This is a genomic window from Microcoleus sp. Z1_A1, assembly GCF_036700305.1.
GTDB lineage: Bacteria > Cyanobacteriota > Cyanobacteriia > Cyanobacteriales > Microcoleaceae > Microcoleus.
In genome coordinates this window covers 91,241-113,766 of sequence record NZ_JAUBOR010000020.1, presented here as the reverse complement: position 1 = coordinate 113,766, position 22,526 = coordinate 91,241, and the positions used below count along the sequence as shown (strand labels likewise).

General features: G+C 45.7%; 14 protein-coding genes. 7 read left to right on the top strand and 7 right to left on the bottom strand.

The features are described 5' to 3' along the window. Window positions 1-158 precede the first annotated feature (158 nt). Window positions 159-1,184, top strand: coding sequence for a site-2 protease family protein (locus QT973_RS15285; protein ID WP_333207855.1), 1,026 nt, complete (start codon window positions 159-161; stop codon window positions 1,182-1,184). Between the two features lie 102 nt (window positions 1,185-1,286). Beyond that, a complete protein-coding gene (locus tag QT973_RS15280; RefSeq protein ID WP_333207857.1) occupies window positions 1,287-1,964 on the top strand; it encodes a PEP-CTERM sorting domain-containing protein in 678 nt (225 codons plus the stop codon). Window positions 1,965-2,114: 150 nt separating this feature from the next. On the opposite strand, the gene QT973_RS15275 is transcribed toward QT973_RS15280, so the two are convergent. The 3 genes from QT973_RS15275 to QT973_RS15265 all read right to left on the bottom strand — a co-directional run bounded on the left by QT973_RS15275 (window position 2,115) and on the right by QT973_RS15265 (window position 10,656). After that, window positions 2,115-3,704: a glycoside hydrolase family 57 protein gene (locus QT973_RS15275; RefSeq protein ID WP_333036521.1), complete on the bottom strand. Its 1,590-nt coding sequence runs from the start codon at window positions 3,702-3,704 to the stop codon at window positions 2,115-2,117. Between the two features lie 103 nt (window positions 3,705-3,807). Continuing rightward, the gene (locus tag QT973_RS15270) at window positions 3,808-7,020 is read right to left on the bottom strand and encodes an EAL domain-containing protein (protein ID WP_333312917.1); all 3,213 of its coding nucleotides are present in this window, start codon (window positions 7,018-7,020) and stop codon (window positions 3,808-3,810) included. A gap of 360 nt (window positions 7,021-7,380) precedes the next feature. Continuing rightward, entirely contained in the window at window positions 7,381-10,656 is a 3,276-nt protein-coding gene (locus tag QT973_RS15265) for a PAS domain S-box protein (protein WP_333055638.1), read from the bottom strand. A 695-nt stretch (window positions 10,657-11,351) separates the two neighbouring features. Here QT973_RS15265 and gatB point away from each other — a divergent pair. The 5 genes from gatB (at window position 11,352) to QT973_RS15240 (ending at window position 17,340) form a co-directional block, all read left to right on the top strand. Beyond that, window positions 11,352-12,854: an Asp-tRNA(Asn)/Glu-tRNA(Gln) amidotransferase subunit GatB gene (gene gatB / locus QT973_RS15260; protein ID WP_333055640.1), complete on the top strand. Its 1,503-nt coding sequence runs from the start codon at window positions 11,352-11,354 to the stop codon at window positions 12,852-12,854. Between the two features lie 439 nt (window positions 12,855-13,293). Next, on the top strand, window positions 13,294-14,460 hold the full coding sequence (locus QT973_RS15255) for a pentapeptide repeat-containing protein (RefSeq protein WP_333207863.1): 1,167 nt from the start codon (window positions 13,294-13,296) through the stop codon (window positions 14,458-14,460). 39 nt (window positions 14,461-14,499) lie between these two features. Next, window positions 14,500-15,087: a Uma2 family endonuclease gene (locus QT973_RS15250; protein ID WP_333391643.1), complete on the top strand. Its 588-nt coding sequence runs from the start codon at window positions 14,500-14,502 to the stop codon at window positions 15,085-15,087. A 274-nt stretch (window positions 15,088-15,361) separates the two neighbouring features. Further along, the gene (locus tag QT973_RS15245; RefSeq protein ID WP_333207865.1) at window positions 15,362-16,000 is read left to right on the top strand and encodes a Uma2 family endonuclease; all 639 of its coding nucleotides are present in this window, start codon (window positions 15,362-15,364) and stop codon (window positions 15,998-16,000) included. A gap of 107 nt (window positions 16,001-16,107) precedes the next feature. Continuing rightward, the gene (locus QT973_RS15240) at window positions 16,108-17,340 is read left to right on the top strand and encodes a pentapeptide repeat-containing protein (protein WP_333207866.1); all 1,233 of its coding nucleotides are present in this window, start codon (window positions 16,108-16,110) and stop codon (window positions 17,338-17,340) included. Between the two features lie 132 nt (window positions 17,341-17,472). Here the strand turns inward: QT973_RS15240 and QT973_RS15235 are convergent, their stop codons facing one another. The 4 genes from QT973_RS15235 to QT973_RS15220 all read right to left on the bottom strand — a co-directional run bounded on the left by QT973_RS15235 (window position 17,473) and on the right by QT973_RS15220 (window position 22,437). Beyond that, complete coding sequence (locus QT973_RS15235; RefSeq protein ID WP_333055672.1) at window positions 17,473-17,886, bottom strand: response regulator; 414 nt, start codon at window positions 17,884-17,886, stop codon at window positions 17,473-17,475. 127 nt (window positions 17,887-18,013) lie between these two features. Continuing rightward, window positions 18,014-18,448: a hypothetical protein gene (locus QT973_RS15230; RefSeq protein ID WP_333055645.1), complete on the bottom strand. Its 435-nt coding sequence runs from the start codon at window positions 18,446-18,448 to the stop codon at window positions 18,014-18,016. Between the two features lie 116 nt (window positions 18,449-18,564). After that, entirely contained in the window at window positions 18,565-18,945 is a 381-nt protein-coding gene (locus tag QT973_RS15225; protein WP_333055646.1) for a response regulator, read from the bottom strand. A gap of 57 nt (window positions 18,946-19,002) precedes the next feature. After that, on the bottom strand, window positions 19,003-22,437 hold the full coding sequence (locus QT973_RS15220) for a PAS domain S-box protein (RefSeq protein WP_333391641.1): 3,435 nt from the start codon (window positions 22,435-22,437) through the stop codon (window positions 19,003-19,005). Window positions 22,438-22,526 lie beyond the last annotated feature (89 nt).

The window sequence follows — 22,526 nt, the reverse complement described above, 5'->3', positions numbered from 1 at the left end:
AAATCCCCCTTAAGAAGGGGAGTAGGGGTTGACTTTGAGTTGATTCTCTTGTCCCCCCCTTATTAAGGGGGGCTAGGGGGGATCAGAATCTCCGCCTAAAAACGAGTAACTCCTATTCAATTAAATCGAAACTTTGTCAGCCAAAGTGACAATCTACCATGCAACTCAAATCAGCGGTGCAATGGATACCTCATCCCGACGGTCATTGGATACTTCGCAATCCCGAAGACATTACCTGTATTCAAGTTGACGACTTTGACAAACAGGTAATTGTGCAATTAAGTCAACAACCACTAACTAATATTCTCGCTGAATACGACCTGGATTTAGAAGATGTGCAAAATCTCTTGAAAGACTTAGCACAAGCAGGAATGCTAGAAGGAACCAAGCCGCCGAAAGCTAAAATCAACCTGCTATCCTTCACAATTCCCCTAGTCAATCCCGATGTTTGGCTGTCGCGGCACATCGACAAATTCCGCTGGATTTGGACGTGGGAATTTGGCTTTTTTCTGTGCGCTTTCATCGCTTCCTCTGTAGCTGTGTGGTTGGCTTCCTCTGCCGAAGTCGCAGCCTCACATCAGCAGTTGTGGATAGCGGGAAAAAATGAGAATATTTTCAAATTTGTATTGCTGACAATGCTGGTAATAGCTTTGCACGAACTCGGCCACGCTTTCACGCTAAAACACTACGGCGGTATTGTTAAAGAAATTGGATTATTGTTTATGTGTTTCATCCCTGGATGTTACACAGATACAACCGACCAATACAGTTTAGTCCGGCGGAAACAGCGGGTTTTAGTAGTAGCCGCCGGAGTATTAATCCAAGTAACAATTTGGGCATTGGCTGTTTGGATGTGGCTGTTTTCTCAGTCAAATCCGGTTTGGCATCAAATTAGTTATTTGTTGATGGTGGCGGCCTTGCTGACAGTTGCAATTAATTTGAATCCGTTGAATAGATTTGACGGTTATTATTTATTAGTTGCTGGAACTGGCATTAACAATCTGCGACAAAGGTCGTTTGATTTTTATGGGGATTTGTTGCGGAGGGAGGAGATTGAGGAAGCAGCAGAAACGCAATGGGTTTTGGCAGCTTACGCGCCTTTGAGTATACTTTATACTGTTTGGGTTTTGAGTTATTTAGCATCCTTGCTGGGTAATTTGGTTTTGCGGGTTTGGAGTTTTTAACCGCAGATTAATTACAGGCGGGACGCCCGTGCCACGATTAACCTAACGGGCGAGACGCCCGTGCCACAAAATGCAACTTTATTATTGTAGGAGTTTATCGAAATGAATGTTTTTCAAAAGTGGGGAATTGTTAGCGGAAGTTTGAGTTTTGCAGTTGTCAGTCAATGTTTTTCTGCACAAGCGGCAACTCTTACTCAAACTTACACTGTGAATTTGGGTTCGCAGCCGTTAAATAGCAGCACGAATGTAGTTTTGCCCAAGTTTAATTCGCTGTTAGGAACGCTATTAAGGGCTTATGTTACGGTTAAGTCTACTGTTAATAATAGTGTGAGCATTACTCCTTTGACGGGAGATTTTATGGGGACGGCGGCGAGTAATGCAAGTATTGCTGTGAATATTCCGCTGTTGAAAGTTGACCCTAATTTGACTTTGAGTGTGTTAGCAAGTCCGCCGGAAACGAAGATTGCTAGTGGCGGTACGGGAAGTGTTAGCGGTTCGGCTTCTGGTACTGTGTCGAAGAGTTATGATTTGCCGCAGTTTTTAAGTGCTTTAACTGGCTGCGATGGTGATACTTTTACGGCTGGCGTGGCGACAACTGGTTTGACTCAAATTCTGGGGAGTCCGGCTAGAGGTAGTTTTGGGGGTAAGGTTGTGGCTAACACTACAGTTAGTGCAATTTATGAGTATGAACCTGTACCGGAACCGATGACTGCTGTTGGTACGTTTGTGGCTGCGGGAATGGGTTTGTGGTGCAAGAGAATGGCGGCAAAAAAGGTGTAATACTAATTAGGAGATTAACTGGTTCCTAGGCTCTGCCTGGGAACCGATATCCAGAGGCTCTGCCTCGTCGATTGGGGAGAAAAAGAGGAGGCAGAGCCTCCGGGAATGCGTCCCCAGGCAGAGCCTGGGAACGAGCAACTTAAAACTTGCTTAAAGCGATCGATAAACGCGATAGTTAATTTCAGGGAAAATATTATCAATCTCCTCAACCTTCTCCAACCAACCCGAATCAACTTTCCCTTCTTTCACTTCATCGTAAAGCTTGTGAAAGCGCATTAAGTGCGATCGAGTGCGCCGCACTGCATAGGGAACCATCGTCCCTGTACGCATGATAAACGCCCAGTCAGAAGATTGAGCTAGCAGCACTTCCCGCGCCGCTTGGTTCAAAGCCCGCCACTGCAACTCATCTGCAGGTTCCATGCTTCCCAACTCAATCATCCGTTCCGCAGCTTTGTGCAAGTGCGGGTAAATCCAAGCATTGGTATCGTTGAGCCAATATTCGTGGAAACCCCGGAAACCCCAGCTAGACTGAGACGGGCGGCACACTTGCTGAGTCGGATTTCCCCGCAAATAATCGGCTAAGTGCGTCATCTCGTAGGTATTTTGGTCGTACCAACTCTTGCGGAACAGGTAATCTAAGAACCAAGGCCCTTCGTACCACCAGTGACCGAAAAGTTCGGCGTCGTAAGGCGAAACAATAATCGGCGGACGCTGCATAATGCCGTTGAGGTGTTCGACTTGGCGTTCGCGGTTAAAAGCAAAATTGCTGGCGTGTTCCGCTGCTTTTTCCCTTGCCCAGTAAGGATCGTACAACTGTTTATCGCCTAAACCCAATCCGCGACCGGTGATTTTGTGATATTTAATCCCGGTATTTTTCCGCTGGCCGTTGGGCATGATGTAGGGCTTAATGTAATCGTAGTCAGCTTCCCAGCCCAAATCTTTGTAGAATTCGCGGTATTCGGCGGCGCCGGGATAGCCGACTTCGGAAGACCAAACCTGCTGCGAGGATTCGTGATCCCGGCCGAAGGCTGCGACTCCGCATTCGGTGAAAATTGGGGCGTAGCTGCCGTAGCGGGGACGCGGGCGGGCGTAGAGGATGCCGTGACCGTCTGTGAGAAAGTAGCGGAGGCCTGCGTCGGCTAACATCCGCTCTAAGCCTTCATAGTAGGCGCATTCGGGCAGCCAAATGCCTTTTGGTCGGCGGCCGAAGTTTGCTTCGTAGTTGTCGCAAGCTACTTGAATTTGTGCCCAAACTGCTTCGGGGTACATTTTCATCAACGGTAGGTAGCCGTGGGTGGCACCGCAGGTGATGATTTCGAGGTTGTTGGTATCTTGGTGTTCTTTGAAGGCTTTGACTAAATCTCGATCGTACTTTTCCCAAAAGTTGCGGACTTGAGAGAAATGGGCGGCGTAATGTTCTGCCAAATAGCGGAGGTGGCCGTTTCCGCTGTTGTGTTCGATTTCGAGATCGGCTAATTCTTCGAGTTTGGCCAAGTGGTCGTCGAAGCGGTCTTGCAGCAAGGGGTCGCGCAGCATTGCCACCAAGGGCGGTGTCATGCTCATGGTAATTTTAAAGTCGATGCCGTCGCGCTTGAGGCCTTCAAAGACTTGCAGCAGGGGAATATAGGTTTCCGCGATCGCCTCAAACAGCCATTCTTCTTCTAAAACGTAGTCGCTTTCGGGGTGGCGAACAAAGGGCAAGTGGGCGTGGAGAACGAGGGCGAGGTAGCCAATAGTCATAATGATTTGGATGCCGTAGTTATTAACTGACGCCTGTTAGGGACAGCTTTAAAATATTTTAAGATTTTATGCTGAAACGGGACTCACAAAATGCCGTGTTTTTTTAATGACCTTTCTCTAACAAACTAAATGTCAGCAAATTCTGATTTTCTGCTTGCTGTCGGATTAAGGCTGCTGCTGTTTGAGAGTCTACTGCCTTTGAGAAAAAGAATCCCTGGGCGTACTCACATTTTAACCCTTTTAGTATAGATAGTTGCGATGCTTCTTCGACTCCTTCGGCTACTACATCCATGCCTAAATTGTGGGACAAAGTAACGATCGACCGCACAATTTCTGTGGGGTCAATCCCTCCTTTACTGAAATCGAACTCACCTCCCATCCTGCTAACAAAAGAGCGGTCTATTTTTAAGGTATTGGTGGGGAAGCGGTGCAGGTAGGAGAGCGAGGAATAGCCGGTGCCGAAGTCGTCAATGCACAAGTCTATGTTTCGGGTTCTGAGCTGCACCAGCATTGCTGTTACTGATTCAGAATTTTCTATAAGTACGCTTTCGGTAATTTCTAGTTTTAAACTGCTGCCGTCGAGGTGAGTTTCTGCGAGGACTCGATCGATGTATTCGATTAAATCTGGCTGAGAAAACTGTTTGACAGAAATGTTGACGCTAACGCTCAACGGGGGGTGGCTGGGAAATAGCTGCTGCCACTGGCGGATTTGGTGGCAAGCTGTGCGAAGTACCCAGCGGCCCAGGGGTACGATCAAGCCGGTTTCTTCGGCGATGGTGATGAATTCGCCGGGGGAAACTAAGCCTCGTTCTGGATGCTGCCAGCGCACTAGGGCCTCAAAACTGGTAATTGTGTTAGTGGCGATCGACACGATCGGCTGGTAGTGAATAATAAACTGGGGCGCTGCGGATAAGGGAGGTAAGGCTGATTCGGGGGATGGGGGAAAGTCTTCTTCTGTGGCGGGTTCTTTAATTGATTCGATCGCCCGCCGCAGGTCGTTTTCGAGCTGCAACAGTCGCAAAGCGTGGGCGTGCATGGAACTGTTGAAAACTTCGTGTCGGGCTCTGCCAAGTTCTTTGGCGCGGTACATTGCTGTGTCGGCGTCGCGCAGCAGGGTTGTCGGTTCCAGGTATTCGCCAGAGCTCAAAGCTATGCCGATGCTGGCGGTGATAAATACTTCGTGTCCGTCTAGAAGGAGAGGGGAGGTGATTTTCTTTTGCAGTCGGTTGACAATGCTGCTAGCTTCATTGATGCCCTCGATGTCTTCTAGCAACAGCACAAACTCGTCTCCTCCGATGCGGGCTACTGTATCTCCGGGCCTCAGACAAGCTTCCAGACGCCGCGCGATCGATACTAGCAATTGATCGCCGATGGCGTGGCCGAGGGAATCGTTGACTACTTTAAATCTATCTAAATCGAGAAACAGCACGGCAAACGAGTAGTCTTTGCGCCGTTTTGCCAGCCTCAGAGCGTGTTCGAGCCGATCGGTAAATAGCGATCTGTTGGGCAATCCGGTGAGGGCGTCGTGAAAAGCATCGTGCAGCAGTTGTTCTTCGGCGAGTTTGCGCTGAGTGATGTCGTGACAGTTAATCACGATTCCCTCGACTGCGGGATCGTAGAGCAAGTTGGTGGCTACAGCTTCTACATAACACCAGGAACCGTTGCGGTGGCGGACTCGGTACTCAACTGGGCACTGGCTTCTTTTGGGGTTTTCAATGGCTTTGTGGAGGGTTTCGGCGATCGTAGCGCTGTCGTCGGGGTGAACTATTTCTAAGGCGCTGCGGCCGATCGCCTGGTGGGGCGCGTACCCTAAAATTCGCTTAACCGAAGGGCTGATGTAGCGGAAGATTCCTGCGGCGTCGAGAATGATCGTGATGTCTGTGGCGTTTTCAATCAGCGAGCGAAATCGCTGTTCGCTTTGGCGCAGGGCTGATTCTGCTTGTTTGCGATCGCTGATGTCGAGGGCTACTCCGTCTATAATTACGTCGCCGTTTTCGTTTTTGGAAAATTTAGCGCTGTCTTGCACCCACTTTACCTCCCCCGATCTCAGAACGATGCGGTACTGGCGATCGCACGGCAAAAGACTCGCTCTCGATGCTGCTACGCGGCTGTCAGACGAGCTTTTGTCCTCTGGATGGATGATTTCGGTCAAGAGTTCCGGGCGCGAAATCACTTCTTCGGCCCCGAACCCAGTAACTTCGCGCACGCCCGGACTGATGTAGGGCAGGGAGATTGTGCCATCTGGATGCAGCACAGTGCGGTAGACTGAGCCGGGAATGTTGGCTGCCATTGTGGCTAGCTGCTGCTGGATGCCACAGACTGCTGCTTCGGCGCGCTTGCGTTCTGCCAGTTCGGTTTGGGCTTGTTGGTAGAGTTCGGCTTGGTGGATCGCGATCGCGCACTGATCGGATATGGCTTTGACTAGCGATAGTTCTTCTGTAGTCCAACAGCGGGCCCGATCGCACTGGTAGAGGCAAATTCCTCCCAAAAATGATTGCTGGTATAGCAGCGGTGCGATCGCGATCGAGTGAAACCCTAAAAATTGGGCTGATGCTTGCAGTTCCGGGCTCAGAGTCGATAACTCGGCGAGGGCGATCGTTTCTCCGCGGGCGAGGGAGAAGCGATAGTGTTGGGCAAAGTCGCAATTTAGACCGATCGCCCGTTCTCTGTCGGCTGCCTTTAAGCTCATGTAGCGAATCCCGATCTTGCCCTCAGCATCTGGCTGCAATATCGCGCAGCCGCTGATTTCGAGAGCTTCGTGCAGTTGATCTGCGGTGGTTTGCAGCACTTCGTCGAGTACAAGGGTGAAGCGCATGGCTTGAACGATGCGGTTGACTATCGCTTCACGAGTCGCTTGCCGCTGAATTTGGGCGATCGCTTCTTGTTGCTGGCGTCGCATTTTGTATTCTTGGAGCGATCGTTCTAAGACTGTTGGCAACCTAAACAGCCGCCCTTTTAAGACGTAATCTGTCATTCCCGCTTTGATGCACTCAACTGCCGCTTCTTCTCCCAAACTTCCCGTTACTAAAATCAAGGGTATGTCTTGCCCTAATTCCTGCATTAATTTCAACACTTCTAAACCGTTGAAGCCGGGGAGGCGATAATCTGAGAGTACAGCATCGTACTGGCAATTTTCCAGCAGTTTTCTGCACTCTGTTGCTGTTTCTGCCGTGTCGCACTTAAAATTTACCCCTCCCGATTCTAAGGCGAGCACTATTAATTCCATATCTTCTGCCATGTCTTCGATAATCAACAAGTTTAATGTTGATTCCGCTACCATTTTTAGTAGATAGTTGGTTTCATTTATATCTAACATAAGGTATTGGGGATGTTTTCAATTGGTTATTTGTGTTTTTGCTAGTAATTTTTTAGACTTAGTTTTGTTATTAATTTTATCTCGATATTTTTAGCAAAATTAATTATATACTCTACTCGCAAGACCTTTATTTAGCACCTGCAGTCGAGGGCTGACGAACCGATTGGGGAGCACCCCAATTTTTAAAAGAGCATTTTTTAGGAGTACGAGCATCTTGCACAGCCCCGCCTATATCTTTCGCTTCCATCCCTAACAGTGAACACTCCTGTCACACCAAAATTCGGATGCTCTCACCGATCGTGACTTATTTAAGTCTATAAGAGTTTTAAATTTTTCATTTAAAACTCTTATAGACTTAACTTATGAATCTATATTACCGTTTGAGATTGTTTGCCCTAGTTTAAAGTAAAAGGTGGCTCCTTGACTAGGTAGGCTTTCGGCCCAAACCGTACCGCCGTGGCGGTGAATAATCCGCTGGACGATCGCCAAACCGATGCCCGTACCTTCAAATTCTCTCTGGGAGTGCAGCCTCTGAAAGGCTCCAAACAGGCGATCGGCATATTCCATCGGAAAACCCACCCCGTTATCCTTGACAAAAATCGTCCCATCGGGTAAACCCTCAATAACTATTGTAGCCGGATTGCGTCCGCGGCTGAACTTGACGGCGTTGCTAATCAAGTTGCTGAACACCTGTTGCAGCAAGGTTGAATCTCCCATTACTGTCGGCAAATTTCCGACGGCAAATTCAACGCTGTGGGGAGTTTGGGCCGGATCTGCGACTGTTGGTGGTTTAGTCAATTTAATCGCATTTTGTACCAAACGGCTCAGATCGATCGGAATTTGCCTCAACTCGGTGCGAGTCACCCGCGACAGGGCGAGCAAACCGTCAATCAACAGGCTCATTTTTTGGCTGCTGTCTTCAATTACTTCCATATAGTGAACTATTTTGCGATCGCTCAAAGCCTCAGTTAATTCTAGCCGCTGTTTCAACGCTTCTACAAAACCTGAAATGTGTCGCAAAGGTGCGCGCAAGTCGTGGGAAACTGAGTAAGAAAAAGATTCTAATTCTTGATTGGCAGCTTCTAATTGCTCTGTGCGTTCTGACAAAGCTTGTTTTGTCTCTACCAACTCAGTGATATCGCGAGAAGTGCCAATTAAAGCATAAACCTCGCCGTCGAGATTTCTGAGGGGAATTTTAAAAGTATCGTAGTAACTGGTCTCGCCAGCAATTACAAATTTATCCTGCAAGTGCAGAGTTTCCCCTGTTTCAAATACCTGCGAATTTTCCCTAGAGAATTTGGCGGCTATTTCGGGGGAGAAACATTCAAAAATAGTTTTGCCCTGCATCTCTTTTCTGCTATTTAATCCAGCAGTTTTGGCAACAGATTGGTTGACAAAAGACAGTCGCATATTATCGCTATCTACCACAAAAATGTGGTCGGGCAAAGCATCAAAAAAAATTTCTAATTCTGCAGTACGTTGCGCGACTTGAGCTTCTAAAGTTTCGTTAAGTTCTTTGAGCTCTAATTCTACTCGTTTGCGTTCGGTGATATCTTGACCAATGCCGATACAACTGCCGTCTGAAAGACGAACATTTGCCCAAGAAGTGTCGATAATTCGCCCGTCTTTAACTTTTGTTTTGAAGTCGCTCCACTTCTCATTTGCTGCTTTTATTTCATCCAAAACATATTGACGGTATTCTGGCTGCGGATAAAATTCTGCCAAGATATCACGGTTTTTGATTTCTGCCAAACTCCAGCCTAGCACTTGTTCCCAGTGGCGGTTCACCCAGTTTATTTGACCATTTTTGTCTAATAATGCGAGCATAATCGGCACGTTGTCGAAGATTGTTTGCAGCAGTTCTTTTTGCTGTTTTAATGATTCTTCGGCTTGTTTGCGATCGCTGATGTCGAGTACGGAACCGATAATTTGCCTCATTTGTCCGTCTGGCGTTCTTTTGAAAACTTTAGAGCGAGCGTGCACCCAGCGCCATTCCCCATTTTTGTGTTTGATTCTGTAGTCTCTGTCATCGGTTTCATAGGGATTCCTACTGTGTTTTAGTCGCTCCATACCTGTAATTAGCTTTAACAGATCGTCGGGATGAACTAAGTTGGCTACAGCGTCTGTCCCCAAATCTTGCAATTCTTGGGGAGTGTATCCCAGCATAGCTGTGACAGATTCATTTGCATAAATATTTTGGTTTTTTACTGCATCGTAAATGTAGAGAAAATTAGGTATAGTTGTAACAATACTCTCTAAAAGTTGCTGATGTTTTTGCAGTTCCAATTCTGCCTGCTTGCGCTCGCTCAAGTCCAGCACAAAACTGACGCCTAATTGCTTCGTTCCTTCTAAAAATGTGCTGCCCAGCAGCACCGGAACGCGGCTACCATCGGAGCATATAAATTCTTTTTCAAAGGGAACAACCGTATTTCTAGCCTTCAGTTCGGCAACTTTTTCTGTATCTAAACCCACGTATTCAGGTGGTGTCATTTCTTGCCAGTTAACTTTTCCGGCAAGCAGCTCGTCCCGCGTATAATTTACCGTGTTTAAAAAAGCCGCGTTCGCATCTGTAATGTGGCCGTCAAGATCCCAAAAAATTAAGCCGATAATATTAGAATCTACTATGGCTTTAAATTTGGATTCGCTTTGTCGCAACTGATCTTCGACTTGTTTGAGTTCTGTGATGTCGCGGGAGATGGATAAAACTGTTTCTACTGAATTGTCTTCAGCAAACTCGGGAATGACTCGACAGTGGTAATATTTTATGCCTTCGGAAGTGGGCAAGTCAAATTCTATGGTTTCTTGTTTGCCGCTACCAAAAACTTTCATAAAAGCCTCATCCCACAGGCTGCACAGGTGCGGTGGCATTCCTGATTCTTGGTTGGTTTTGCCAATCAATTTTTCGGCGTGTTTTCCAATTGTTGATTCTACTGCTGGGTTGATGTAAAGGAGGCAGAGTTTGCGATCGAACCGGGCGATAATATCGGTCGCATTTTCGGCGATGGCGCTGAAAGCTTGTTCGCGCCTATGCAGTTCTTCTTGAGCGCGGTGGAAATCGGTTATGTCTCTGGCAAAAGAGAGAATTGAAACTACTCTTCCCGATTCATCGATTAGTGCGGAATTGTACCATTCACAGTAAATTACTGAGCCATCTTTTGTATAGTTGCGGTTGCGGCAAATGTTGCGGGGTTCTCTGCTGTGTAATAGTTGATTTGTGACGGCACACACTTCCTCGAAGTCTTCTTGATGAACTATTGACCATTCGTGCCAGTATTTGCCGATTACTTCTGCTGCACTCCAGCCAAATATTTTTTCTGCCATTGGCGACCACTGCACTACCCGAAATTCTTTGTCCCACTCTACAACGGCCATTGGTGAGTTTTCTAGGTGAAATTCCCGCCGCGAGTTGGCTTTTTTTATTTGAGTTTGAAGTTGCTGCCGGAGTTGCTTCGCCCTGGCGAAGCGATCGCTAATTTCCTGTGTGTTTGCTGAGCCAGTGTTGGCAATGTGAGCAATGGTTTCTGCTGTTTGTTTTTCGAGTTCGTTCCAAGCGAGTTCGAGGGCTAATTCCGCCTGCTCTAGCTCAGTGATGCTGTTCTGAAACAGTCTGGCACTTTTAACTGGAATTTCACGCATAGTTTTGACACTTAGGCAAGTGTTACTTTGAGAATTCAAAATTAAAGCTTAAAAATTCAAAATATGTAATTTCCTGTTAAATTATACATTTTAAATTTTTAGTCGGTGCGTGGAGCCGATCGTTGGAGACGAGCGGCGTTATTGAAGACCAATAGGCTTGGGTTAATCCCGATCGCCTTGGCGCCCCCCTGGTTGTTGGGGGGACAAAAACTTACTCTTGCGTCGCCCAACAACCAGGGGGATGCTGCAAGGGATCTCGCCGGGAATAAAGCGTTTTAACCCAAGCGTATTGTATTAAATACTGCCAGTAAAAGGATTTGGGGTGTAGATCGATCGGCAATTGTAGTCGATCGATCTAAAACTCTCCTGGGTAAGGGAATGGTGCGGGCAGGAGCTGGCCCTAAGTATATTTTTGCACAGAGTTGTTGTTTGGGGGCGATCCAAAGGCTCTCGGCGTGGCTGCAGCCTTGGGTCGATCGCCAATCTGTAGCAGGGCGTTGCGTATGCAGAGCCCCATTTGTCTCAACTAAACACGCTTGCTCAAAGTCCGTCAGGGGTTTAAACCTGCCGAAATCAGGGTTTGACACGCTTGTTGACACCAATGAAACCGCCCCTACCTACAAATACTCTCCCATCAGTTTGGTCAATAAAAAGCTAAAATAAAATCTAAAGTTATTCAGTCTTTTAAATTGCTTATGACTGCTGCTGCACCCTCTTCGATAAAAAACCGAACTCAGTACGAAGCCATTATCGGCCTCGAAACTCATTGTCAATTAAGTACGAATACTAAAATTTTCTCCAGTTCTTCTACAGAATTTGGCAATGCCCCAAATACTAACATTGACCCAATTTGTATGGGAATGCCGGGAGTTTTGCCCGTATTAAATCAAAAAGTGCTGGAGTATGCGGTGAAAGCAGGGCTGGCTCTCAACTGCGAAATCGCACCTTACAGTAAGTTTGACCGCAAGCAATATTTCTATCCCGATTTGCCGAAAAATTATCAAATTTCTCAGTTCGATTTGCCGATCGCTACTAACGGCTGGCTAGAAATTGAACTGGTGGATGAGACGGGAAATTCTACTAGAAAAAAAATCGGGATCACTCGCTTGCACATGGAGGAAGATGCCGGAAAATTGGTTCACGGCGGCAGCGATCGGCTCAGCGGTTCAACTTATTCAATGGTGGATTACAACCGCGCCGGTGTGCCTCTAATCGAAATTGTTTCGGAACCGGATTTGCGATCGGGCGCGGAAGCTGCCGAATACGGTCAAGAATTGCGCCGGATCGTGCGCTACATCGGTGTTGGCGACGGGAATATGCAGGAAGGTTCACTCCGGTGCGACGTGAATATTTCGGTGCGCCCCGTGGGCAGAAAAGAGTTCGGCACGAAGGTGGAAATTAAAAATATGAACTCTTTTAATGCGATCGAACGGGCGATCGATTATGAGATCGAGCGACAAATTCAAGCGGTGGAAAATGGCGAAACCATCATCCAAGAAACCAGGCTGTGGGATGAAAACAAGCAGTGTACTTTCAGTATGCGGGTTAAGGAAGGTGCGAGCGATTATCGGTATTTCCCGGAACCGGATTTGCCTCCGATCAAAGTTTCGACTGAGCAATTGCAGGATTGGCAAGCTCAACTGCCAGAATTGCCGGCAATGAAGCGCCATCGCTACGAAACTGAGCTCGGTCTTTCTCCCTACGACGCGCGGGTGCTGACTGACGACAAAGCGGTGGCGGAGTATTTTGAAAAATCGATCGCCGCCGGTGCTGTGGCTAAACAAGCTGCCAATTGGGTGATGGGCGATATTACTGCTTATCTGAAAAATGAAAAACTGGCGATCGCAGAAATTCCTTTCCAACCGCAGGATTTAGCTGAACTGCTGGGGCTAATTGAGGCCGGTACGATCAGTGGCAAAATCGCTAAGGATATTTTGCCGGAGTTGCTGGCAAATGGTGGTTCGCCTCAAAAGTTTGTTGAAAGCAAGGGTTTGATTCAAATTTCGGATACTGGGGCGATCGATCGAGCGATCGATGCGGTGTTAGCCGCCAATCCCAAGGAGCTCGAACAGTACCGAGGCGGTAAAACTAAGCTGCTGGGCTTTTTTGTCGGCAAGGTGATGAAGGAAACGGGCGGCCGGGCCGATCCCAAACTGACCAATGAGCTGCTGGCGGCGAAGCTTAACGCCCCAGGTTAAGCATTCGTTAAGGGGATCGTGTAGCGGATACAGCGGCGGGCGATCGGTTTTTCCTGACCTCGCCCTTCTGGCGGGATCGTAACTTTATAATTAATCTACATTTCTTTACAACATCTTCACGTTTGGGGGGTGACACCCCTCATCCCGATAGTGTTATATTGTGTTATGTAGATGCACCCTGATGGCAGAGGGAGTTACTTAGGTAGCTCTCTCTTTTTTTTGTCTTTTTTTTGTACGGACGTGAAAGTACGGATGGGGGAGAGGGGGATGGGCCATACTGAAATCTTGCACCATTCTCAATCAGCTTTTTATGAACAGGCTTTCCGGCCTGTTCCACAAAGAGTGAATTTTCTCGTGGAACAGGCATCTTGCCTGTTAAGCGAGAATGGTGCAATATCTCAGTTAATATCAGCTTTAGTTATTAACTAATTTGGACAGTATGAGCGAACAAGCTAGCGAGCTAATCAAGCAGGGGATTTCGCAATATCAGGCGCGTCAATTTGAGGCGGCGCTGGATTCTTGGCAGAAAGCGCTGGCGCTGTATCGCTCAATGGACGATAAGCGCCGATCGGGTGCGGCGCTGGGTAATATGGGTGTAGCTTACGAAGCGCTCTTGAATTATGCTCAGGCGATCGACTGCTACCAGCAACATTTGATGTTAGCGCGGGAAATTGGCGATCGCCGGGGCGAGGCAAATGCTTTGGGAAATTTGGGCAATGCTTGCTGTGCTCTTGAGGATTTTTCTGGTGCTATTGATTACCAGCAGCAGCGTTTGGCGATCGCGCGGGATACTGGCGACGGGCGCTCTGAATTGGAAACTTTGGGCAATTTGGCGCTAGCTTACGATGCTAAGGGAGATTTGCTTGGTGCGATCGAATGCTATCACCAGCAGTTGTCGATCGCGCGCACCAGCAAGGACGATCGCATTGAGCGCAATGCTCTCAAGTATTTGAAGCTCGGCTACAAGTATTTAGCAGATTATGACAAGGCTAACCAGTACCGACAGGAGCAATTGGCGATCGTCCGCGAACTGTTTTTAACTGATAAAAATAAGAGTTTTGTACAACTTGCAGAAACAGTTGGTTTGAATCCGATTGAGGATTTTGCTGGGGCTAATTTAAGCGGTTTTGACTTGCACTACGCTGATTTTAACGGTGCAGATTTGCGCGAAACCAACCTCCGAGGCGCAGACTTGACTTTGGCCGATCTCAGCGGTGCTTTGCTGAGCGCTGCTATTTTAATTGATGCTAATTTGTGCAATGCTAATTTGCGGGATGCTGAACTCAGCAGCGCCAATTTGAGCGGTGCTGATTTGCGGACAAAGCTGCCCAGGGCGAATTTGAGCGGTGCAAATTTAACCAACGCCAATTTGAGCAGTGCTTATTTACCGAATGCGATTTTAGTAAATGCAAATTTGACAAATACTGATTTCAAGAATGCTGATTTAAGTGGTGTTAATTTGAGTGGTGCGAATTTAAAAGGTGCTGATTTGAGCCGCGCTGATTTGAAAAATACTGTAGTTAAAAATGCGAAGTTTTTGGGTTGTGTCGGAATTGCGGAAGCCCTGAAGGTTGAATTGATGGCACGGGGCGGGATTTTTGAGTAGAATGGGAAATGTTGGTAATTGTAGAGGGTAAGAAAAGCTATGACTGCCGTAACTGCAAAACGATTCTCGATCGCCGAATATCACCGTTTGGGAGAACTGGGATTTTTCGCCCCCGATGAGCGAGTTGAATTGATTCGCGGAGAAATTATCAAAATGGCTGCAAAAGGTACGTTTCACTCTGTTTGTAATTCGCTATTGCTTAAAAAATTGTACCCACTGCTGGAAGAACGAGCGATCGTGCGCGGTCAAGAGCCGATTATTTTGTCGGCTGATAGCGAACCAGAGCCTGATGTTGTTATTGCTCGCAATCGTTCTGATAATTATTTATCTTCTCACCCGGAGCCTGCTGATATTTTGCTGGTAATTGAGGTTTCCGATTCTACTTTGAAATACGACAGGAAAACCAAGTTATCTCTCTATGCTGAATCGGAAATTTCTGATTATTGGATATTTAATTTGGTAGATATTCAACTGGAAATGCACAGCGAACCTTATCAAAAACAAAGAGGTGGTTTCGATTATCGAGTCAAACGAGTGGTTTTGCCGAATGAGGTTGTGGTAATTCCAGGTTTCCCAGATTTGTCTCTCGATTTATCTGCGGTATTTCCCGCGCAGAGTGGTGACTAAATATTCTGGCTCGATAGCACATATTTTAACTCAGTAATTAAAGAGCGATCGAGCTTTTTTCGATGATATAATCTAAAAGTGCAAAGGAATGATATTATGTCCGGTCGATTACCCCTAATACGGTAGGGGCTCCCCTCACGAAAAATATCTGCCAATAATTGACAATCTCAAAAACCCGCCCTTTTAATCGCTATCATCCAAAACAATTTGGTTTCTGACCCCCGATTTATTCGCGGGAGAAATCTAAAATCTAAAATCTAAAATCTAAAATCAGATGACTGCTCAAACTCTCTCCCCGCCGGAACAAATTGTCCACCTATCGGGTATCAGTTGGCAAACCTACGAAACTTTGCTTGCCGAAATCGGCGATCGGCAAATTCGACTGACATATAGTCGTGGCAATTTGAAAATTATGGTACCCTCCCCAGAACACGAACGCTTCAAAACAATAATGGGTCGATTTGTTGAAACCTTAGCGGAAGAATTAGAGGTGAGAATTGAACCCCTTGGTTCCACAACTTTCAAGCGTCCTGAACTTAGCGGTGCAGAACCGGATGAATGTTTTTACATCCAGAATATTAGTGCAGTTAAAGGCAAAAAAAGAATTGACCTGAGTCAAGATCCGCCGCCGGATTTAGTGGTGGAAATTGATATTACCAGCCGTTCGGAAAATACCTTGCAGGTTTATAGGGATCTGGGAGTGCCGGAAGTTTGGATTTATAATGGATCTCGACTCAGAATCAACAGATTAGAAAATGGAGAATACGTTGAGGGCGAACTCAGTTTAGCATTTCCCAGCGTGGCTGTTTTAGAGATTGTCAGATTTTTGGAACAAGCAGAAACAATGGACTATTTGGAATTAGTAAAAGCATTTCGGAATTGGGTAAAAAGTCAAATTCAGCAAAACCAATGAAGGGCGGAGGAAATTAAACAAAATTTACAATTTTATCCACGAAAAAAAGCTGTGTTGTGATAAAATAGAGATGATAAACTAATTTAAATATCAATTACAGGCTGGTAGTGCCAGCAATTCTACCCGATATGCGATCGCTAGAGTCTCACAACAAATACCCAGATTGCTTGTGGATGCAATTTGAAGCAATTCCAGTTCCATCGGTTGCACCCCAAACCCAGCAGCTCGACATTCACTTGAGCCTGAATTTTAACGAGCATTGGGAACCCCTGCTAGGTGGTCGCGTCAAATTTGGTCTGCAAGGCGGGACGCTCAAACTCTATCTAGAAAACTGCGAAATACCCGTAGCCTCACGTCAGTTAGTCGGTTCTTTCAAGCTTTTGCCAATAGAAGAAACCCTGCCAATTCCAAGCAGTACAGAAAATTTAGTAACCGAAAGTCAGCGGGAAGTTCAGGGCGGCGAGGATTTGGAAAAAATTAAGGAGACAGAGAGCATATTTTGTCACGTTTCCACAATCAGCGATGATACAACCCCAGCTTGGATTTTTGCAGTGGAACAGGGCAAATCAGTATTAAAAGGTTTGCTAAAAAGCGCTAAGCTGGGAGAAATTACTGCCAAAGAATTTCGGATGGCAGCGGCTTTTGAAGTTGCTAAAGAAGATATTAATCTCACAGATGCGGAGGGTTTGTGGCCGCACGAGATCACGCCAAATCAACATTCGGTTTTAGAAAGAATCCTGACTATATACCTGCAAGCAAATAAACTCCAACCTGCCCTCAGTTGGGCGCTATTGTCCTACAATTTGCCTCCGGTTGAACCGCGCGAAGGGGAAATTGTGCCGGAAGCTGAATCCCAATTGCAGGAAATGGTCGATCGCATTATTTCCGCTGAAACCGACAACTTTGTAGAGTTGGCAAAAATCGCCAATCTCAATCCAGCACTTGATTTCGCGGGTAGCAGCTTGCGCGGAACTACTTTAAGTGCAGTGGATTTTAGCAGCGCAAATCTCGATCGGGCAAATTTCCGGGGTGCAACCTTAAACGATGCCGATTTCAGCGACGCCAACCTGCAAAATGCCAAATTCGGCGGTGCAGATTTGAGTGGGGCTTTCTTAGGAAATGCTGATTTAAGCGGTGCAGATTTGCACAAAGCAAGTCTAGCTTTAGCTAACCTCAGCGGTGCTAATTTGAGCGGCGCAAATCTGCTGGAAGTGAACTTAACAAATACTAATTTCAGTGGTGCGAATGTCGAGTCAGCCAGATTCGGGAACAATTCAGGAATCGATGAGGAGATACAGGTGAATCTACAGCAGCGAGGCGCGATTTTTGAAGAGGTTTAGCCCGCAAGTGCGAGAGCTCTTTTATTATATTCATCCGCCTCCATCGTGGCACGGGCGTCACGCCTGTGCGATGGAATTTCACCTTTAAACTATCGATTGAAGCAGCAACTCTATGAATTTAGAGTTAAAGTCTTAAAAATCCTGCGTCTGCCATACCGGGGAGTGTCCATCATTCCATCCCAAAATCTCTGCCACTTTTCCCGGCAGGGTGGTGACTTCAAATGGTTTGCGAATTACCCCAGCAACGTCCATTTTGGCAAATTCAGCCATATCGCTTGACATAACTCTTGCTGTCAGCAGAATCACTGGAATCGATCGAGTAATCGGATCGGATTGGAGGATCTCGTACACAGCAAACCCATCCATTCCAGGCATTGATATATCCAGCAAAATAGCATTAGGTCGTTCTGTTTGTAGGATTTGTAAACATTCTTGTCCTGATTCGGCCACCAGCGTGTTCCATCCCGCGAGGTCTTCCAGGCACAACTGTATCAGTTCGCGGAGGTGTTCTTGGTCGTCAACGATGAGAATTTGCTTCCCTTTCATCTTGTTTTCGGGCAGGAGACTGCCATCATAATTAGCTAATTGCAAAGTGTTCATTTTATTTGGGTTGATTAAAAATCAATCTTTCGGTTGCCAATTGGGTGTCAAATACCCATCTTTAAGCAATCGCTCAAAGATGTGTATTTGAGAGTTGAATCCGAACTTCGGATTGCTCAACTCTCAACTCTTTAGCAATCTGAAGTATTAAACCATCCTGGTCTATTTCAGCCGCATAGATTTCAGGATGTAGGCGGTGGGGCAACGGAATGAGACTTTGAAATCCACTAGGAAGGAAATAACCTTCTACTACAGCCGATTCGGTAGGTTGACCTTGGATTAAAACAGTTTCTGGAGTGATTTGGAGATTCAATTTGACAAGATGAATGTCAGAGATGTGAACTTTAACGATAAGTGTCGCATCCTTTTCTTGAACTTTAATGCCTGCGATCGGTGTTTCCTCTGTATGAGCAATCCCAAGCGTGGATTGCTGACAAGCAGTGGGCAAACCGGAAAATGAATCTGCGAGATCCTGATTTATATCATTCAAAACCTGAAAAGCATTCATCGAGTCTCCTCCTAATGCAAAGAACTGTTAGCTGAATAACAGGAGACTAAATAGCAACGGTAAGGAATTGGTAAAGATTCCGTTCTTGTTACAAAAATTTACAAAACTGGTAAAATTTATTCATTCCATCCCAAAATCTCTGCTACTTCTTCCGTCAAAGTGATGGGTTGGATGGGTTTGGCAATTACCCCAGCTACCGCCATTTGGGCAAATTTAGCCCGATCGCTGGGCAAAACTTTCGCTGTCAGCAGAATCACTGGAATCGATCGAGTAATCGGATCGGATTGGAGGATCTCGTACACAGCAAACCCATCCATTCCCGGCATAGATACATCCAGCAAAATAGCATTGGGTTGTTCTGTTTGCAGTATTTGTAAACATTCCTCTCCCGATCGTGCCCCCACTGTTTTCCATCCGCCTAAATCTTCTAAGCAGGCTTGCACAAGTTCCCGAAGGTGTTCTTCATCGTCAACAACTAGAATTTGTCTGTGTGTCATCGGATTTGGGATTGCAGATTTTGGATTTGGGATTGACGGTACAGATGAATCTAAGCGTTATTCAACTGTGGCTAAGGGTAGGGTGAAGCAAAATGTGCTGCCTTCACCTAAGATACTTTCGGCCCAGATTTTGCCACCATGCCGCTCCACTATACTGCGACAGATTGCTAAACCTAAACCTGTGCCTCCTTTTTCACGGGAGTCGGAGGCATCGACTTGCTGAAATCGCCCAAAAATGAGTTCTAGTTTATCTGCAGGAATGCCTCGCCCGCGATCGCTAACTTGGAAAAGCACAAAGTCTGTCTGGTTTTCGGCACTCAGATGAATTGTGGAATCGGCAGGTGAGAATTTAATCGCATTACTGAGCAAATTTGTTAAGGTTTGGACGATCGCATCTCCTGTTGCCCAGACTTCTGCATCCGTGGGGGTAACGATTAATGATATCTGCTGTTGAGTAGCGATCGCCTGAGTGCTATCTACCGCTTGCTGCATCAAATCGGCAGCTTTGCAAACGGTTTTTTCCACAATTGCCCGCCCGGAGTCTAGGCGCTCCAAATCTAAAATATCATTAACCAGGTTCACTAAACGATTGGTATCGAGGAGGGCGATTTCAATCATGCGTCTAGATTTTTCCGGCTTTTTATCATAAACCCCACTTTTTATTAGTCCCAAGGACATTTGAATTCCTGTCAAAGGAGTGCGAAGTTCATGGCTGACAATGCCAATGAACTCATTTTTAATGTGTTCGAGCTTTTGTCGTTCGGTAATATCTTCCCCAATGCTGATAGTTCCAATGATGTTTCCCTCTGAATCTTGCAGCATGGTATTGTTCCAAGCAATGAACCGTTCTTCACCAGATTTTGTCAAGATAAAATTTTGATAATAAGGATGAAATTTATGGCCTAAAACTTCCGAAAAAACAATTTTAACTGATTCTTGAAGAGAACCGGGTAAGAAGTTTTCAAACCAATTTTTTCCGATAACTTCTAGGTTAGTATATCCCGTAATTTTTAAGAAGAAAGGATTGACATAATTGACATTTGCCTCTATATCAAGTCCGACAACAATCAACTGCACGTTATCCAAGAGCGATCGCCAGCGTCGTTCGGCTTCTCGGATCGTGGCTTCGGCTTGCTGACGTTCTTGCAGTTCGACCTGAAGTTGTCGGTAGAGTTTGGATTGCTGAATGGCGATCGACAATTGGCTGGCAATCTGTTCAAGTAATTCTATTTCCCACGATTGCCATGGACGAGGTGCCGTATTTTGGTAAATAGCTAACAAACCCCAGAGATTTTCTCTCAAAAATATCGGAAAAACTGCATAACTTTTTGCTTGCAATTGTTCCACTAGCTCGATATGACATGGTTGAATTTCAGCGCAGTAAATATTATTAACCACAAAACTTTCATTATTTCGGAATCGACCGCCGTGAGTTTCTTGCAGATAGGTATCTGCACAATTTTTTTGAATATCGCTTCCTATCAGTTGTACCCAATCCTCACCAACTGACTCCACAACAAAATCACCACTCCAATCAGGATTAAAGCGGTAAATGGCAGTGCGATCGGTTTGTAATGTCTGCCTGATTTCAGTAACAGCAGTATTTAGAACCGCATTCAGATCCAAAGATTGGCGAATCCCTTGAGTAATCCTCCAGAGCAAATTTTCCTTTCGGGATTTCTGTAGTAAGGCTGCTTCCGCCTCTTGTCGAACTTCTTCCAGGTGCTTCGCTACTGTGATATCTTGATGAACGGCCACCAGAACATCGCCATAGTCGGAATGATTGAATGCAGAGCAAGTTGCACTACACCAAAATGGAGTCCCATCTTTCTTGACATTCTGGACTTCATAACTAAATTCACCCCTTTGTAAAACAGCAGATCGAATGGCTTGATTTACCTCTTCAGGGCTGACCGATTCGGTGGCATAGTTGAGAATCGAAACGTGGTGACCGTTGAGTTCGCCAGAGTCATAGCCAAACATCTGCTCAAATTTAGGATTGGCATAGACAATAACTGCATTATCTGCTCTTACTAAACAAATGCCTTCCGCCATGTTGCGGGTAATGACAGCCTGAAGCTCCAGCATTTGTTCGGCTTGTTTAAGTTTAGTCAGATCGCGCAGAATAACGATTATCCCGACAATATTTTCGCCTGTATCACGTAAAGGTGTATAAGTAACGCTCAAAAATTGCCTGACTAAATTGGGAGAAGTAAACCAGTTTTCATACTGAATTGTTTCGCCATCCAAACATCTGTCTAACCGAGGTTTTATCATATTATCGAACACATCTGCATCCAGGATATTCCTAACATAATTTCCGATAACTTCGCTTTCAGATTTGTTGCACCAAGTCAAATAAGCTTGATTGACTATTTGATAAATATAGTTGCGATCCATCAACACAATCCCATCTGTTGTATTGAAGACGATGCGTTCATATTGGCGGAATGCTTCTTCAGTCCGTTTGCGATCGGTGATATCAAATACGCTAGAACGACTCATCATGAAGTTACCTGCTTCATCATAAATTGCTGTAGCATTTAAGTTGAACCACATGGGTGTTCCGTTTTTCTTCAACATCTGAAACTCTACATTCTCGATCCAGCCTTGTTTTTTAAATAAGGGAAAGTTTTGATGAAAAATATTTTTACTTTCAAGTGTCATTAAATCAACATATTTAGTTTTGTATACAATTTCATCGCTGGTATAGCCTAACCACTTCAGTTCCGTATCATTAATCATAATTATTGTTCCTGCAGCATCTAGGGAATGATAGCCACAGGGAGCATTATTATAGAGGTCTTCAACTTGATTGATATATTGTTGGCAGCTATGGTTGACTTCAGTGAGTTCTGCCGTCCGTTCTATGACTCGTTGTTCGAGTTCAGTATGGAGTTGTTGTAGAGCAATTTCTGCTTGTTGGCGCTCTCTCACTTCCATTTGTACTTGCTCAAATAAATCAGCTTGCTGAATGGCAATTCCAGCTTGAGTTGCTAGCTGTCCCATGAGTTCAATTTCTGATGCTTGCCATTCGCGAGGTGCTGCACAGTGATGGGCAATCAATAATCCCCAAAGTTCTTCTCCCTTAAGGATAGGAATAACCAGGTTAGCTCTAACTTGAAAATTGGCCAGGAAGTCCGGGTGACAAGTATCAATTCCGGCAGTATAAATATCTGATTTAGATGTGAATAAGCCTTGTTTGAAGGATTCGATATAGCTTTCAACCAAGCAAGGCTCCTGTATCTGAGTGGATAAGATTGGTGTCCATTCTGAACCAACTGACTCTACGACCACTTTTGGGCTCCAGTCGGGAGCAAATTGGAAGATAATTACGCGATCGCATTGCAGAATGTTTCTGAGATCCGTTACCGTAGTGTTGAGAATATCTTCTAGTTTGAGGGATTCGGAGGGAGAAAGTGCTGTTTTAGCCAGGATTTGCTGTGGCTGTTCTTGCCCTTTCCCATAATTTTCATCAGTAGGTTCTATCATCGATCTACTTAATTAATTAAATTTTTTAGATTGAGGCAGAAACTGGGTTTTTAGCCTTCGTGGATAAGTTATATTTAAGTATTTGAGGA

Coding starts and splice junctions, on each gene's coding strand:
- gatB (WP_333055640.1), top strand. CDS start 11,352: ATGACTGCTGCTGCACCCTCTTCGATAAAAAACCGAACTCAGTACGAA.
- QT973_RS15220 (WP_333391641.1), bottom strand. CDS start 22,437: ATGATAGAACCTACTGATGAAAATTATGGGAAAGGGCAAGAACAGCCA.
- QT973_RS15255 (WP_333207863.1), top strand. CDS start 13,294: ATGAGCGAACAAGCTAGCGAGCTAATCAAGCAGGGGATTTCGCAATAT.
- QT973_RS15265 (WP_333055638.1), bottom strand. CDS start 10,656: ATGCGTGAAATTCCAGTTAAAAGTGCCAGACTGTTTCAGAACAGCATC.
- QT973_RS15230 (WP_333055645.1), bottom strand. CDS start 18,448: ATGAATGCTTTTCAGGTTTTGAATGATATAAATCAGGATCTCGCAGAT.
- QT973_RS15245 (WP_333207865.1), top strand. CDS start 15,362: ATGACTGCTCAAACTCTCTCCCCGCCGGAACAAATTGTCCACCTATCG.
- QT973_RS15275 (WP_333036521.1), bottom strand. CDS start 3,704: ATGACTATTGGCTACCTCGCCCTCGTTCTCCACGCCCACTTGCCCTTT.
- QT973_RS15235 (WP_333055672.1), bottom strand. CDS start 17,886: ATGAAAGGGAAGCAAATTCTCATCGTTGACGACCAAGAACACCTCCGC.
- QT973_RS15225 (WP_333055646.1), bottom strand. CDS start 18,945: ATGACACACAGACAAATTCTAGTTGTTGACGATGAAGAACACCTTCGG.
- QT973_RS15285 (WP_333207855.1), top strand. CDS start 159: ATGCAACTCAAATCAGCGGTGCAATGGATACCTCATCCCGACGGTCAT.
- QT973_RS15280 (WP_333207857.1), top strand. CDS start 1,287: ATGAATGTTTTTCAAAAGTGGGGAATTGTTAGCGGAAGTTTGAGTTTT.
- QT973_RS15250 (WP_333391643.1), top strand. CDS start 14,500: ATGACTGCCGTAACTGCAAAACGATTCTCGATCGCCGAATATCACCGT.
- QT973_RS15270 (WP_333312917.1), bottom strand. CDS start 7,020: ATGTTAGATATAAATGAAACCAACTATCTACTAAAAATGGTAGCGGAA.